Annotated in this window: 17 protein-coding genes; 9 read left to right on the top strand and 8 right to left on the bottom strand. The window is 58.3% G+C overall.

The window, feature by feature from the left end; translation table 11 throughout:
* The first annotated feature begins 69 nt into the window (after positions 1-69).
* The gene (locus tag JIO00_RS07705; protein ID WP_200667904.1) at positions 70-1,251 is read left to right on the top strand and encodes an MFS transporter; all 1,182 of its coding nucleotides are present in this window, start codon (positions 70-72) and stop codon (positions 1,249-1,251) included.
* Here the strand turns inward: JIO00_RS07705 and JIO00_RS07700 are convergent.
* From JIO00_RS07700 to JIO00_RS07690, 3 genes are all read right to left on the bottom strand, one after another.
* Positions 1,196-2,128, bottom strand: a complete 933-nt coding sequence (locus tag JIO00_RS07700; RefSeq protein ID WP_010462021.1) for a DMT family transporter — start codon at positions 2,126-2,128, stop codon at positions 1,196-1,198. The two genes, JIO00_RS07705 and JIO00_RS07700, sit on opposite strands and share 56 nt — an antisense overlap.
* 184 nt (positions 2,129-2,312) lie before the next feature.
* Positions 2,313-2,705, bottom strand: coding sequence for a DUF2177 family protein (locus JIO00_RS07695; protein WP_010462023.1), 393 nt, complete (start codon positions 2,703-2,705; stop codon positions 2,313-2,315).
* A gap of 43 nt (positions 2,706-2,748) precedes the next feature.
* Positions 2,749-3,585: a CvfB family protein gene (locus tag JIO00_RS07690; RefSeq protein WP_010462025.1), complete on the bottom strand. Its 837-nt coding sequence runs from the start codon at positions 3,583-3,585 to the stop codon at positions 2,749-2,751.
* 352 nt (positions 3,586-3,937) lie between these two features.
* Between JIO00_RS07690 and JIO00_RS07685 the strand changes: the two genes are divergently transcribed.
* The 3 genes from JIO00_RS07685 (at position 3,938) to JIO00_RS07675 (ending at position 6,010) form a co-directional block, all read left to right on the top strand.
* Positions 3,938-4,126: a hypothetical protein gene (locus JIO00_RS07685; protein WP_017337097.1), complete on the top strand. Its 189-nt coding sequence runs from the start codon at positions 3,938-3,940 to the stop codon at positions 4,124-4,126.
* A 220-nt stretch (positions 4,127-4,346) separates the two neighbouring features.
* On the top strand, positions 4,347-5,063 hold the full coding sequence (locus JIO00_RS07680) for a TorF family putative porin (protein ID WP_010462029.1): 717 nt from the start codon (positions 4,347-4,349) through the stop codon (positions 5,061-5,063).
* A gap of 77 nt (positions 5,064-5,140) precedes the next feature.
* A complete protein-coding gene (locus JIO00_RS07675; RefSeq protein WP_010462030.1) occupies positions 5,141-6,010 on the top strand; it encodes a DUF6279 family lipoprotein in 870 nt (289 codons plus the stop codon).
* A gap of 125 nt (positions 6,011-6,135) precedes the next feature.
* On the opposite strand, the gene JIO00_RS07670 is transcribed toward JIO00_RS07675, so the two are convergent.
* Complete coding sequence (locus JIO00_RS07670) at positions 6,136-6,525, bottom strand: transcriptional regulator (RefSeq protein WP_154503572.1); 390 nt, start codon at positions 6,523-6,525, stop codon at positions 6,136-6,138.
* A 177-nt stretch (positions 6,526-6,702) separates the two neighbouring features.
* Between JIO00_RS07670 and JIO00_RS07665 the strand changes: the two genes are divergently transcribed.
* Complete coding sequence (locus JIO00_RS07665; protein ID WP_083374778.1) at positions 6,703-7,437, top strand: DUF899 domain-containing protein; 735 nt, start codon at positions 6,703-6,705, stop codon at positions 7,435-7,437.
* Between the two features lie 6 nt (positions 7,438-7,443).
* On the opposite strand, the gene JIO00_RS07660 is transcribed toward JIO00_RS07665, so the two are convergent.
* Positions 7,444-7,773, bottom strand: a complete 330-nt coding sequence (locus JIO00_RS07660) for a hypothetical protein (protein WP_077749142.1) — start codon at positions 7,771-7,773, stop codon at positions 7,444-7,446.
* Positions 7,774-7,915: 142 nt separating this feature from the next.
* On the opposite strand from JIO00_RS07660, the gene JIO00_RS07655 reads away from it, so the two are divergent.
* From JIO00_RS07655 to JIO00_RS07645, 3 genes are all read left to right on the top strand, one after another.
* The gene (locus JIO00_RS07655) at positions 7,916-8,191 is read left to right on the top strand and encodes a hypothetical protein (protein ID WP_010462036.1); all 276 of its coding nucleotides are present in this window, start codon (positions 7,916-7,918) and stop codon (positions 8,189-8,191) included.
* Between the two features lie 259 nt (positions 8,192-8,450).
* Positions 8,451-9,035 carry a papain-like cysteine protease family protein gene (locus JIO00_RS07650; protein ID WP_010462038.1) on the top strand — a complete coding sequence of 195 codons (585 nt, stop codon included), beginning with the start codon at positions 8,451-8,453 and terminating at the stop codon, positions 9,033-9,035.
* 12 nt (positions 9,036-9,047) lie between these two features.
* A complete protein-coding gene (locus JIO00_RS07645; RefSeq protein WP_145308088.1) occupies positions 9,048-9,647 on the top strand; it encodes a hypothetical protein in 600 nt (199 codons plus the stop codon).
* A 230-nt stretch (positions 9,648-9,877) separates the two neighbouring features.
* Here JIO00_RS07645 and JIO00_RS07640 read toward each other — a convergent pair whose 3' ends face one another.
* The gene (locus JIO00_RS07640; RefSeq protein ID WP_008153197.1) at positions 9,878-11,224 is read right to left on the bottom strand and encodes a DEAD/DEAH box helicase; all 1,347 of its coding nucleotides are present in this window, start codon (positions 11,222-11,224) and stop codon (positions 9,878-9,880) included.
* A gap of 193 nt (positions 11,225-11,417) precedes the next feature.
* On the opposite strand from JIO00_RS07640, the gene JIO00_RS07635 reads away from it, so the two are divergent.
* Positions 11,418-12,716 (top strand): mechanosensitive ion channel family protein, encoded by a 1,299-nt coding sequence (locus JIO00_RS07635; RefSeq protein ID WP_172792407.1) that lies wholly within the window; start codon positions 11,418-11,420, stop codon positions 12,714-12,716.
* A gap of 40 nt (positions 12,717-12,756) precedes the next feature.
* Here the strand turns inward: JIO00_RS07635 and JIO00_RS07630 are convergent, their stop codons facing one another.
* Positions 12,757-13,620: a carboxylate/amino acid/amine transporter gene (locus tag JIO00_RS07630; protein ID WP_010462042.1), complete on the bottom strand. Its 864-nt coding sequence runs from the start codon at positions 13,618-13,620 to the stop codon at positions 12,757-12,759.
* 335 nt (positions 13,621-13,955) lie between these two features.
* Positions 13,956-14,555, bottom strand: coding sequence for an FMN-dependent NADH-azoreductase (locus tag JIO00_RS07625; protein WP_010462046.1), 600 nt, complete (start codon positions 14,553-14,555; stop codon positions 13,956-13,958).
* Positions 14,556-14,755 lie beyond the last annotated feature (200 nt).

Raw genomic sequence — 14,755 nt, 5'->3', positions numbered from 1 at the left:
TATTCATTTTTAAAGAAAGTCAATCAGTCCTAGCCTGACGGTCATTGATCCTTTGCCGGAATCCAGACCATGTCTCCCTTGATTCGCTTACTCGCCAGTTTTATTGCCCTGATGATTGCCATGGGCATCGGGCGTTTCGCCCTCACGCCGCAAATGCCGCACTTGCTCAGCGAAGGTCAGATCGACCTGACTGCCGCCGGTCTGATTGCCGCCGCCAACTACCTCGGCTACTTCGTCGGCGCCGTGGACGCCATGTTCTCTCGCCGTCCCGAACAAGTTCGTCGGCGCCTGCTCGGTGGGTTGTGGCTGTGTGTGCTGCTGACGCTGGCGTCGTTCTGGGCCAACGGGTTCTGGTCGCACCTGGTGCTGCGATTCGGTACCGGCGTGGCCAGCGCCTGGGTGCTGGTGATGATCACGGCGTTGAGCCAGCCACTGGCAGCGGCAGCCGGCCGCCCACGACTGGGCGCCCAGGTATTTGCCGGACCTGGTTTGGGGATTTTTCTCACAGGAATGTTGGCGTTGGGCTCGCACCTGCTGGGGCAGACGTCTGCAACCCTGTGGCTGGTGTATGCCGGTGTCGCATTGGCAATGCTGCTGGGGATGCTGCCGTTTTTGCCGCAATCGACCGCGACTGCGGTTGCCGCACCGAGCACAGCCACTTCGAACCAGCAAGGCATTGGCCGTCTAGGTGTGATCTACGGGTTGTACGGCTTGGGCTACATCATCCCCGCCACGTTCCTTTCGCAAATGGCCAGCGCACAGTTCCATGGCCAATGGCAGGCCGACCTGTTCTGGCCGTGCTTCGGTCTGGCGTCGGCTATCGGGGTGGTGCTGGTCAGCCTGCGTCGACAAACCCCGAATGGCACCCGCCACTGGCTGATGGTGACGTTGTGGCTGCAAGCCGCTGGTGTCTTTGCCTGTCTGTTGGGCAGCGGCTCGGGCCTGGCGCTGGGGGTGATTCTGTGCGGCACGCCGTTCCTGGCCTGCATGCAATTGGTGATGCAACGCTCCCGGGAACAGGCGCCCCACGCTACTCAACGCAACGCCGGGATGCTAACGGCCTGCTTTGCCGTGGGTCAGCTCGCCGGACCGTTGCTGGCAGCGCTGAGCAGCCATTTCAGTGGTGGTTTGCAGCCAGCGCTGGTGGTTGCCGGCAGCGGCTTGCTTGTCGCTGGCGGCCTGCTGTTGCGTCCGGTCACTGCTGCCCCAGGGCTTTGCGCAAACGACGGCGCACCCACTGCTCAGCGCTGACAAAGGTGATGCCCAGCAGCACCAGCACGGCACCGATGACGAAGTTCAGGCTCAACTCTTCACCCAGCAACACCACGCCGAATGTGACACCGAACAGCGGTGTCATGAACGAAAACACCGCCAGGTTCGCGGCCAGGTAACGGCGCAACAGCCAGAACCACGTCAGGTAGCTGAAGAACGACACGACCAATCCCTGGAACAGCACGCTCGCCACCGCCACGGTGGTCAGGCTGACGTGGGTTACCTGGCCGCTGAGGATCGCGATCAGCAGCAGCCCAACGAAACCGACGATCAGTTGGTAAAACAGGGTCAGCGTGACCGGGGCTTCCGACAGTCGCGAGGCACGCACCACCACCGTGGTCGCGCCCCAGGAAGCCCCGGCCAGTACGCCCAACGCATCGCCCATCAACATGCGGTGGTCGAGGTTGTCCCAGGACACGCCGCCGGCAAACGCGATGGCGATCCCGACGAAGGCGAGGAAAATCCCCAGCCATTGCACCGGCCTCAGACGTTCGCTCGGCAGCAGCCAGTGCACGCCCAACGCGGTAAAAATCGGCGCGGTGTAAAGGAACACCGACATATGCGCTGCCGTGGTCAGTTGCAAACCTTCGGAAATGAAAAAGAACTCCAGACCAAACAACGCACCGGCCAACAAGCCACCGCGCCAGGTGCTGCTGACCTGGTCCCAGCCACCCTTCCAGCAGATCAACAGTCCTACAAGCAACGCGGAAATACCCGACCGCCCCGCCGCTTGCATGACCGGAGCGATGTCGGGCGCCGCCCATTTGATCATCACCTGCTGCACGCCCCAGATCAGGCACAACCCGACCATCACTTGCAGGGCAAACCCATCGGCGCTACGCCGGCTGGCGCTCACCGGAACACCTCGACAACAACAAACATGGCAGTGACTCGACAGTAAAAACAAAGCCCCGGCCTGCTTGCTGAACAAACGGTGTCGGGGCGAAAAGTTATGCTGTCGATTATTAACCAAACGGCCAGAAAATGCCGCCTGGACGGGACGTTTAAATTCCCGATTGCGTCATTGCAGGCAACCAGGATCACTGCACTTTTCGCGCGACCCAATACCCGACCGTGCAGGCAATGCAGGTGGCCAACGTGCCCCAGGCCATGTCCATCAACGCCAACTGCGCCGACCATCCGTTCAAGGTTGCCCAGTTACTCAGGTCATACGTGCCGTAAGCCACCAGACCCAATAGCGCGCCCAGCGCCGAAGCTCGTCGCCAGGTCTTCGCCGGCAACACCACGAACACCACGCAACCCAAGACATAAAGAAGATAGAACACCGCTGCCGGGGCCAGCAGCGGTTGGTCGAGCATCAGCGGACCGAGCAGCGCCCGATAAGTCGGCGCCATCAGCACGCCCAGCCATAGGCCGTCGAGCACGAGAAACGCGAGCAAGGTGCCCGCGTAGGCAAACAGCCCTTTTTTCATAACCCGCCCCTCTGTAATCGTTCTATATGGGGCCGGAGCGAGGTCAGCTTAGTTCAATGCGATCCGCATGAATGACGATCTGGCCGTTCTTGTACAGCGCACCGATAGCCTTCTTGAAGTTGCCTTTGCTCACACCAAACAGGCTGGTGATCACGGTCGGGTCGCTCTTGTCGCTGACCGGCAGGGTGCCGTTGTTTTCACGTAACTTGGCGAGGATCTTCGAGTTGAGGCTGGTGGCGGCTTCTTCGCCCACCGGTTGCAGGCTCAGGCTGATCTTGCCGTCGGCACGGACTTCTTTGATAAAGCCTTTCTCTTCCTTGCCGGCGCGCATGAACTTGAAGATTTCGTTCTTGTGAATCAGGCCCCAGTGCTTGTTGTTGATGATTGCCTTGAAGCCCATGTCGGTCGCTTCGGCCACCAGCAGATCAACTTCCTGGCCTGGGGTGTAACTGGCGGGGGTCTTGTCGAGGTAGCGGTCCAGGCGCGCCGTCGCGGTGATGCGGCGGGTGTGCTTGTCGAGGTAGACGTGCACCACGACATATTCACCGGCCGTCATCTGGCGCTTTTCTTCGGAGTACGGCAGCAGCAAATCCTTCGGCAGGCCCCAATCCAGGAAGACACCGATGCTGTTGACTTCAACGACTTTCAAACTGGCGAATTCACCGACCTGAACTTTCGGCTTTTCGGTAGTTGCGATGAGTTTGTCATCGCTGTCCAGATAAACAAAAACGTTGAGCCAATCTTCATCTTCGCTGGGAATATCTTTGGGAATATAACGATTAGGCAGGAGGATTTCGCCATCCGCGCCACCGTCAAGATATAAACCGAAGTTAGTGTGTTTAACCACTTGCAAACTGTTGTAGCGCCCGACTAAAGCCATTTCCAATACCCTCATTGCGTGGGCGGCATTCTACCCGTTTTTCCGTGCGGCGTTCCCGTGGCCAGCCCGGTGACACCAGAAATTCTTCTGAAGGCCTTAATTTTCCTGGGTTTTGCCTTGGGTATTTGGCCGCTCGTCAGGCCGAACGGGCGATCGTCACCCTCGCCCGCGGATCTGAAACCTGTGTTTTTCTACCGTCGTTCTTATTTAAAACAGCAGCTTAGGAACGTATTTCGAATAACAGCTTGTGATTAATGCCGCCCCTGCAATGTGTATTTTGAGGGGATATTAGCCAAGCAATTGTCAAGTATTTCCTGTACGATGCCTGGCCAAGTTAATTTTCTACAGGTTAATGGCCGCCATGCGTGTAAAAGCATCCAACAGCAAAGCAAAGCCAGCTCCAGCCGTTGAAACCAGCGAATCGATCAACAACCAGATCGCTGCGTTCCTCAAGTCCGGCGGCGAGATCCAGCAAATTGCCAAAGGCGTGAGCGGCCAGACGTTCGGCCCGTCCAAGCAGATCACTTTGGGCAAGAAGTAACACTCCCCCAAAGATCCGCCGCGTCACCTGGTCCGTAAGCGCTTTGAGCTTCGAAGCGCTTGGACTGGAACCTCCCCGCAACACCCCGCCAAACACATCAATATTTCAAAAATCGACGAACGGCCTTCAATGCCGAGCATTCGCCGGTATGCTTGCACACGTCTAGATCAAGCGTTTCAGTAGGTTTTTGTTCCTGCTCCTCGCGGTCATGGAGTGACGCATGCTCAAACCCTCCCATTTATTGCTCGGCACCCTGCTGTCGTGTTCGGTCGCCAACGCGCAAATCTTCCAGCGTGAATTGGGCGATTTCGATCTCAAACTCGGCACCACCCCCAGCCGCAGCATGGCCCAAGGGCTGGTCAAGCCCGCCAGCACCGGTTCGTTCCACGGTGGTCTCGACCTGAGCCATGACAGTGGCTTTTACGCGGGGCAATGGGCGCCGAGCATGGGTTTATCCCCTGGGGCCAACCTTGAAGTCGACTCCTACCTGGGCTTTAAACAGCCTTTCGATAATACCCTCGGGTACGAAGTCGGCATGATCCATTACAGCTACCCGAAAGTGGACACCCTCGACAGCCAGGAGTTTTTCGGCGGCCTGACCTTTCTCGGCAGCCGTTTCGGCGCCGCGTTCAGCAACGACCCGGACAAACAGAACAGCACCGTCTTCGCCGACCTGGGCGGCAATCAGCCGTTCGGCATCGGGATCAGCATGAAATACACCACCCATCAGCTCAACACGCCAGCGTCCGTCGACGGCGGCTATATCGGCAGTTTTACCGATTGGTCGGTGCAACTTTCCCGGCCGTTCATGGGTGTCGACCTCAACCTGATCTACAGCGACTCAAGCCTCAGCGGCAGCGACTGTTCCGCCTACTCCGGGCACAACAGCCAGTGCGACGGGTTGGTCACCCTCAAGGCCGAGCGCCCCTTCTATTGATCGGCTGAACTGCCGGGCCCATTCTGCGTTCACATAAGAATCCACTAAAGAAGCCAGATCTTCGCAAGGATTCGCCCATGTCGCGCTGGTTAAAGTATCTAGCCCTCATCATCACGCTCAGCCTGGCCCTTGGCGCCTGTAGCCGCGTGGGCCTGGCCTATCGCAACCTCGACGTGATCATTCCGTGGACGCTCAGCGATTACCTGGACATGAACGGCGAACAAAAAGGCTGGTTCAACGAGCGCCTCAAGGAACACCTGAGCTGGCACTGCACCACGCAACTGCCGGGCTACCTTGACTGGCTGGACCGCTTGCAGGCGATGGTCGAGACCAACCAGGTCACCGACGACGCGCTGCAAACCCGCACTCAGGAAGCCAAGGACGCCATCGCACAGACCGCCCGGGAAATCACCCCTTCGGCCATCGAATTGTTACAGGGGCTGGATGACAAGCAAGTCGCTGAAATGAACGACGCCTTCGCCAAGGATCAGCGCAAGCGCCAAGACGATTACGTCAAACCGACGCTCGATCAGCAGATCAAGGAACGTAGCGAGCGCATGCAAAAACGCCTGAATGACTGGCTGGGCCCGCTCAGCCCGACTCAGAGACAACGGGTGGTGACATGGTCGAACGCCTTGGGTGACCAGAACACGCAATGGATCGCTAACCGAGCGCATTGGCAGAAGCAATTCAGTGCGGCCGTTGCGCAGCGTCAGAGTCCGGAATTCCCACAGAGAATCGAGACGCTTCTGGTGAATCGCGAGAGTTTATGGACGCCGGCGTACCGTCAGGCCTATGCCAACACTGAAGCGCAAGCACGAGGATTGTTTGTGGATTTGATGGCCGAGAGTACGCCGCCTCAACGTCAGCGGCTGTTGAAAAAAATTGGAGGGGTGCGCAAGGACTTCAACGATTTGAAATGCCTGAAAGCCGCGCAACAAGGCTAAGCCCAACACAGGTCAAAATGTGGGAGTGAGCCTGCTCGCGATGATGGAGTATCAGACAACGACGATGTCGACTGACACTCCGCAATCGCGAGCAGGCTCACTCCCACATTGGTTTCAGGTGGTCTTCAGGCAATCTGCGCCTTCGACGCCACCTCATCAAACGTCAGCTCATCCAGCGCATCTTCCTGCTCATCCAACACCTGCCGCGGGTGGTCATTACCCGGAATGCTGCTGTCGATCAGGCTCAACAAGCTCGAGCCACGCGGCGTCAAAATGTAATTGGAGCCGGTGCCGCCCTGCTCTTCGGGTCGAGACTCGATATAGCCGCGCTCCAGCAGTAATTTTTCATACTCGCCGGCCACCGCTTTCAGGTGATCCAGATTTTCAGTCTGTTCGCCTTCCGACGCTTTCTCCGCCGCATGCTGCTCGGCATACGGGCGCGGCGTGAAACTGGCCTCACCGCGTTGCACTTCGTGCAGCAAGCGTTCAATCAAATCCCAGTTGTAAGTGGTCATCCTGATTCAACCTCCAAAGCCTGTGAGAGAGGGCCTTCTTAAGTTGTGACCTACACGCTGCTCAGCCGTTCAGCCGAGTTTTTTTGCGGCTGCCGACCGACGGCATGTCGAATTGGACGCAAGTCAAACGACTAGGCTCTGTAAGTCACCTCCCAGCCTTGCGAAGGAGAAAACCTGATGAACGTTCAGAATCATCCCGTCGTGTCCCGCGAAGAATGGCTCGCCGCCCGCAAACAACACCTGGCCCACGAAAAAGCCTTCACAAAGGAACGGGACAAACTCAGCGCCGAACGCCGCGCCCTGCCCTGGGTGAAAATCGACAAGGACTACCACTTCCAGGGCCCTAACGGCGAACTGAAACTCGCGGACCTGTTCGGCGGCCGTAGCCAACTGGTCATCTACCACTTCATGTTCGCGGCAGGATGGGACGAAGGCTGCCCCGGCTGCTCGTTCCTGTCCGACCACATCGACGGCGCCAACCAGCATCTGGCTCATCACGACGTTGCAGTGGTGGCCGTTTCCCACGCACCGTTCGCCGAATTCCAGGCTTTCAAACGGCGCATGGGCTGGAAGTTTGATTGGGTGTCGTCAGAAGGCTGCGATTTCAACTACGACTTTGGCGTCTCTGCCCGGGCCGAAGATGTCGCTGCCGGCAGAGCCACCTACAACTACGAAAAATCCGACGGCGCCGAGGAAGAACTCCCGGGGCTCAGCGTGTTTTATCGCAATGAAGCGGGCGAAATTTTTCATACCTACTCCACTTATGCTCGTGGCCTAGACATGTTGGTAGGGGCCTATAACTACCTTGACCTGACGCCCAAGGGCCGCAACGAAGAGGAAATCATGGAATGGGTGCAACACCACGATCGGTATGACGACAAGGCTTCAGGAAGCTGCTGCCATGGGGGATAGTGCGCGTTAGAACACATAACAACTTTCAGGCCGCGATGTCTCGAACCGCCACGACCGGATCACACCATCGGCCGTGGTGTACACCGAGTAGCTGCAATCGAATAGCCAGTTGAAGTAGTAACGATTGCCATCGCCCTCGACCACTCGTTCATAGCGGTGTTCGTGATTGTTTGGGGACCACAGCATGAGCTGACAGCGAGCATCGCAAGGTTTGTTTTCGAGATCGGGCATCGGCTGCCCGACCAGGCTGTTGGCGCTGTCGATCCATGCCGAACGAGAAGGTCCGCAAGCTGATAGCGACAGGAAAAGTACCATCAACACTACTTTTGGAAGCATGTTCGATCCTTGGGCACAGGAAAAAGGGGAGAAAGGCTAAGCATCCACGAAATCCCGGTCGATCCACCACTGCGCCACTGAACTTTTGCCGTACTTCGGCCCTCAACCGGTTAACCCGTCTTAACCCGGACTGAGGCTCACAATGAAAACCCTGCTGAAACTCACCCTCGTCACCACTCTCGCCTGCGCCCTCCCTGCCTGGGCCTGCACTCCCGAAGAAGCTACCGCCAAGCGCGAACAACTGGCCAAGGAAGTGACCAAACTCACCGAGCAGAACCCGGCCAAGGCCAAAGAAATTAACGCCGAGCTGCAGAAGATGGATTTGGGCACCGCCAGCGCGGATCTTCCCGACAAATGCCAGCTGATTGATCAGCGGCTGAAAGAGCTGAAGACGGCGGATAAAAAGGCCGAGAGCTGAAACCAGGGATTGCAGCCTTCGGTCACTCCTACGCAAAAATGACGCTTCTTCCGGCGCTGCCAAAGGCGCCGTCCTTTCGATCCGGAATTTGCACTAGTGCATTTAATTATTTGCACAGACGCATATATCTGCCTAAGGTTACCCCGAGCCCGAATCGGAGCCGGCCATCCAACATGGCAAACCGCATACGCCGATCGCTCAGCCACACCGCTACATACCCACTAGCTGGACGCTAGTTTTCACTCATGGAGGATTGAAAATGTTAACCACTGAAGCCACGTCATTCACCGGCGAAACCCTGCCAAGGTGCCTGACCGGTCATCTGCTCAACCCGCAACTGTCCGATGTCGAATCGGCTGCCCCCCTCAGCGCACTGGCTGCTGCCAGCCTCAACTTCACAATGCAGAAGCAAACCCAGACCAACTGGTGCTGGGCGGCGGTTTCCGCCTCGGTCGGCAACTATTACGGCACCGGGTCCTGGACCCAATGCGGCGTGGCCACCACTGCGCTGGACCGCAACTGCTGTAATCAACCGGGGCCGTGCAATGTGTATGGTTATCTGGATACAGCCCTGAGAATCACCCGCAGTTTCAACGGCATGAATCAGGGTTCGCTGCAGATGTCGGCCATCCAGAACCAGATCAACATGGGCCGACCGATCGGTTTGCGCTGTGCCTGGTTCGGTGGTGGTGCGCACTTCCTGACGATCTATGGCACCAACGGCAACTACGTGCTGGTCGCAGACTCGATCTACGGCTACTCGACCCGAGCGTTGAACTCCTTCCCCGGTTCTTACAACGGCGGCGGCAACTGGACCAACACTTACTTCACCGTTAAAAACTAGGAGGGCGACATCATGCAACTGACTTATCCAAAGGCGCCTTCCAACGGCGTGCAGACATTGCGTCCGGCGCTTCAAGCCGCCCTGCAAACCCAAGGCTTCGGCGTCAATCGCCAGTTTGCCAACGCCACGCCCGGCAACATCAGCCTGAGCGAGGCCTACCGTGGTTACTCGCTCAGCCTGGAGGACGTGAGCCAGGGCAAAGGCCTGAAAGACGCCAAAGTCGGCGATTGGCATTACCTGGTGTTTTCCAATGGCGTGACGATTGCCGATGCGCAATTGGCCGACGTCCGCGGCCATGTCGAGTTCGCCTCGCTGAACCATGGGGCCATCGCCGCTGCGACGGTCGGGGCGTTGAAACTGGCGGAACAGTCGCCGCAACTGCAGGGTAAAACCGTTGAGCTGCGGGTGCTGTTTGTTTCGGCGCTGCACTTGGTGGCGATCTGGCTGCATGCCGACACTGAAGACGTGCTGATCCCGATTGAGCCGACGCCAAAGGAACTGGCGGTCACACGGTTGTACGGCGAGGCCGAGCTGCTCACGCTACTCAAACCGAAGGCTGATCAAGCCAAACAACGCTTTGATGCGGACACCAGTGGGCTGTTGGGGAGCTGACAAACGCTGGAGATAAAAAACCCGGACACTTGTCCGGGTTTTTATTGGATCGCTACGGCTAAAACCAGTCAGTCAGAAGCAACACGGATCCTGTGGCGAGGGAGCTTGCTCCCGCTGGACTGCGCAGCAGTCCCTTCTTTTCAGGGCCGCTTCGCGCCTCAGCGGGAGCAAGCTCCCTCGCCACAAGGTTTTGTGTTCGCCATACCTACCCTAACTGACCTGACAACGCCTTATTCAGCAGCCGGTGCTTCCGGCTTGCGGCGCTTGAGCGGCGCCATGCCGTCCTTGCTGACCAGCGACAGGGCGTCGGTCTTCGGGCGGTTGGCGATCTTGCGCTTGGTCGGGGCCTTGGCGCCGGTTTTCTTCTTGTCGCCCTTGGCGTCCACTTTTTTCTTCTTCACGCCAACGGCTTTGCCCGAGGCCTTGACCTTTTTCGGTCCGCCGTAGGTGCCTTTGACTTCCTTGATGGTGCGGCGCTCGAAGCTCTGCTTGAGGTAGCGCTCGACGCTCGACATCAGGTTCCAGTCGCCGTGGCAGATCAGCGAGATGGCCAGGCCATCGTTGCCGGCGCGGCCGGTACGACCGATGCGGTGAACGTATTCGTCGCCGCTGCGCGGCATGTCGAAGTTGATCACCAGGTCCAGGCCTTCCACGTCGAGACCGCGAGCGGCGACGTCGGTGGCCACGAGGATTTTCACGCCGCCCTGCTTCAGGCGGTCGATGGCCAGCTTGCGGTCTTTCTGGTCTTTGTCACCGTGCAGCACGAACGCTTTGTATTCCTGCGCCACCAGGCGGCCGTAGATACGGTCGGCCATGGCCCGGGTGTTGGTGAACACGATAGCCTTCTGATAGGTCTCGTTGGCCAACAGCCAGTTGACGATCTGTTCTTTGTGCTGGTTGTGGTCAGCGGTGATGATCTGCTGACGGGTGGTCGCGTTCAGATCGCTGACGTTGTTCAGCTGCAAGTGTTCCGGGTTGTTCAGGACCTTGGCGACCATCTCGCGCAGGCCCGAACCGCCGGTGGTGGCGGAGAACAGCATGGTCTGCTGACGGTTGGTGCACTCTTCCACCAGACGCTGCACGTCTTCGGCAAAGCCCATGTCGAGCATGCGGTCGGCTTCGTCGAGGACCAGCACTTCAACTTCTTTCAAGTCGAGGTTGCCGGCGTTCAGTTGCTCGATCATCCGGCCCGGCGTACCGATCAGGATGTCCGGCACTTTGCGCAGCATCGCGGCCTGGACCTTGAAATCTTCACCGCCGGTGATCAGGCCGGACTTGATGAAGGTGAACTGCGCAAAGCGCTCGACTTCCTTGATGGTCTGCTGGGCCAGCTCGCGAGTCGGCAGCAGAATCAGGGTCTTGATGCTGACGCGGACTTTGGCCGGGCCGATCAGACGGTTGAGGATCGGCAAAACGAATGCAGCGGTCTTGCCGCTACCGGTTTGCGCTGTCACCCGCAGGTCACGCCCTTGGAGCGCCAGCGGAATAGCCGCTGCTTGCACAGGCGTTGGCTCGACAAATTTAAGCTCGGCCACGGCTTTGAGCAGGCGTTCGTGCAGGGCGAATTGGGAAAACACGGGTGCTACCTCGAAGAAATACAAAAAAACAGCTGCATAGGGTAACGGTTTCGAGCGCCGAGGCCGAGTTTCTTTATGCAAACGGCGGTAAACAGTGGCTTTTTTGTTGCCTGATTTGTCTCAAAACGTCATGCAAAGCGTCTTAGATGCTCTAATCGCCCCGTCGCGTCCTACAGAAGAACCGTTTTTACCCATGGATATCAAACAGCTCTGGCTCAACGCCCAAGACCTCTGGGGTGCCCTCGATCAGCACCCGCTCCTGCATTCCAGCCTGGCACTGATCCTGCTGCTGGTGGTGGCGCTGGTCCTCGGACGAGTGGCGCGCTACCTCATTATTCATGCGACCAAAATGCTCGGCCGGCAACCGGCCTTGCACTGGGTCAACGACTTTCGGCATAACAAGGTCTTTCATCGCCTGGCACAGATGACGCCGTCGCTGGTGATCCAGTTCGGCCTGCACCTGGTGCCGGGGCTGAGCAAGACCAGCCTGATATTCCTCGGTAACGTCGCGCTGGCGTTCACCATTCTGTTCCTGATGCTGTCGGTCAGCGCCCTGCTCAGTGCCCTGCTGGACATCTACGCGCGCACCGAACATGCCCGTACCCGGTCGATCAAAGGCTACGTGCAACTGACGAAAATGGTCCTGTACGTGTTTGGCGCGATCATCATCGTCGCCACGCTGATCGACCGTTCGCCCCTGTTGCTGCTGTCAGGCCTGGGCGCCATGTCGGCAGTGATTCTGTTGGTCTACAAGGACACGCTGCTGTCGTTCGTCGCCAGCGTGCAACTGACCAGCAACGACATGCTGCGGGTCGGCGACTGGATCGAGATGCCGCAAGTCGGTGCCGACGGTGACGTGGTGGATATCACGCTGCACACGGTGAAAGTGCAGAATTTCGACAAGACCATCGTCTCGATACCGACCTGGCGCCTGATGTCCGAGTCGTTCAAGAACTGGCGCGGCATGCAGCAGTCCGGCGGACGACGGATCAAGCGCAGCCTGTTCATCGATGCCAGCGGCGTGCGATTCGTCCGCGACGACGAAGAGTTGAAACTGAGCCAGGTGCATCTGCTCACCGACTACATCGGCCGCAAACAGGCTGAACTCAAGGCCTGGAACGAGGCGCAGGGCAACGTCGCGGCGATGTCGGCCAACCGTCGGCGGATGACCAACATCGGGACGTTCCGCGCCTATGCGCTGGCCTATCTGAAGAGTCATCCGGAAGTTCAGCCGAGCATGACCTGCATGGTCCGCCAGATGCAAACCACCGCGCAGGGTATTCCGCTGGAAATCTACTGTTTCACTCGCACTACGGCGTGGGCGGATTACGAGCGGATTCAGGGGGATATTTTCGATTACCTGCTGGCGGTGCTGCCGGAGTTCGGATTGAGCCTGTATCAGCAGCCGAGTGGTGGGGACTTGCGGAGCGGGTTACTTCCGGCGGTTTTAGGCGCGGGCCATATACCCGAGCCCGAAAAACACATCATGTAGCCCACCGAACTGATCGCTCCCACGCTCCGCGTGGGAATGATCATGCGATAGCTGGCCTGCGTACACCCAACCGACTGATCCACACCGCCATCAAAATCACCGATCCGCCGAAGAACAACCGCCCCAGCTCTTCATGCTGATTCCAGATCAACAGATTGATCAGCAACCCCACCGGCACATGCAGGTTGTTCATCACCGCCAATGTTCCACCGTTCACCATACAGGCGCCCTTGTTCCACCAGTACAACCCCAACGCGGTCGAGACCAGGCCGAGGAACACCAGCACACCCCATTGCAGCGGCGCCTCCGGCAGGAAATTCTGTTTGCCGAACATCAGGAATGCCGGTAATGCCACCGCCAGCGCGCCCAGGTAAAAGTAGCCGAAGCGTCGGTAATGCGGCAGATCGCTCGGATGGCGCGCCACCAGATGTTTATAAAGCACTTGCCCGGCGGCGTAGGTGAAGTTGGCCAGTTGCAGCAGCAGGAAGCCCATGAAGAAATCCGGGTTGATCCGGTCGTAACGAATCACCGCCGCACCGAGCACCGCCACCAGTGCGGCCACCAGCGCCCACGGATTGAAGCGCCGATTCAAGGCATCTTCGATCAGGGTCACGTGCAGCGGCGTGAGGATGGTGAACAGCAACACTTCCGGCACGGTCAGCACCCGGAAGCTCAGGTACAGGCAGACGTAGGTCACGCCGAACTGCAACGCGCCGATCAACAGCATGCCGCGCATGAACGCCGGCTCGACCGAACGCCAGCGCGTCAGCGGGATAAATACCAGCCCGGCCAACAAAACCCGCACCAGCACCGCGAAGTAACTGTCGACATGACCGGCCAGGTATTCGCCGATCAGACTGAAGGAAAACGCCTGGATCAGCGTGACAAAAAGTAGATAGCCCATGCTCGCCTCGTTTCGAATGGCGGCGACGATAGCGGGTTTTGCAGGCGATCACGAGAACACATTGATCCCTGTAGGAGCGAAGCTTGCTCGCGAAGATGCTGTGTCAGCCGCTATCTATGTTGGATCTGACATCGTCTTCGCGAGCAAGCTTCGCTCCAGGTTCGTGTTCAACCCCAAAAATCCCAGGCAAAAAAAAGCCCGATCTCGCTAAAGCGTTCAATCGGGCGACAGCACTCAGGAGCAACAAGTGCAAAGGGAGGTTCGATGCGCGTAAAGCCTTGAAGGGGTTGCGCCAGGCCACTTGAACATCAAGGGATTATCTGGCGATTAAAGCCTCAGGCCACCTGGGAAAGCTTGGCGTTGGCCTGGTTCAAGCCTTTCTCCTGGAAGTCACCGCCCAGGTTCATGCCTTCGGCGTGAATGAAGGTCACGTCGTGAATCCCGATGAAACCCATCACCTGACGCAGGTACGGTTCCTGGTGATCGGCGGTGCTACCGGCGTAGATCCCGCCGCGAGCGGTCAGCACGTAGGCGCGCTTGCCGCTGAGCAAACCTTGCGGGCCGGTCTCGGTGTACTTGAAAGTCACGCCGGCACGCAGCACATGGTCGAGCCAGGCTTTGAGGGTGCTGGGGATGGCGAAGTTGTACATCGGCGCGGCCATGACCAGTACGTCAGCGGCCAACAGTTCGTCGGTCAACTCGTTGGAGCGTTCCAGGGAGACCTGTTCAATGTCGCTGCGCTGTTCGGCGGGTTTCATCCAGCCGCCCAGCAGATTGATGTCCAGGTGCGGCACCGGGTTGACAGCGAGGTCACGCACGGTGATCTGGTCGTTCGGGTGAGCGGCTTTCCACTGGCTGATAAACGTCTGGGTCAACTGACGGGAAACCGAGTCTTGCTGACGTGCGCTGCTTTCGATGATCAGAACGCGTGACATGGGATGTAGGCTCCATCTGAGAATGCTGTAAGGCGATGGAGTGAAGGTTAAACAGAGTCATATCGATGAAAAAGCGCAAATAACTGCTATAACCCATCAATAAATTCGTTTATAAGCTGATCATGCCCTGCACCTGCAGGAGCAAGGCTTGCCCGCGAAGGGGCCGGTGTCATTCAACATCCATGTCGACTGGCACACCG

This window comes from Pseudomonas sp. SW-3 (assembly GCF_016615645.1).
Lineage (GTDB): Bacteria > Pseudomonadota > Gammaproteobacteria > Pseudomonadales > Pseudomonadaceae > Aquipseudomonas > Aquipseudomonas mandelii.
The sequence above is the reverse complement of the archived record's forward strand: the minus strand, read 5'-3'. Positions and strand labels throughout refer to the sequence as shown.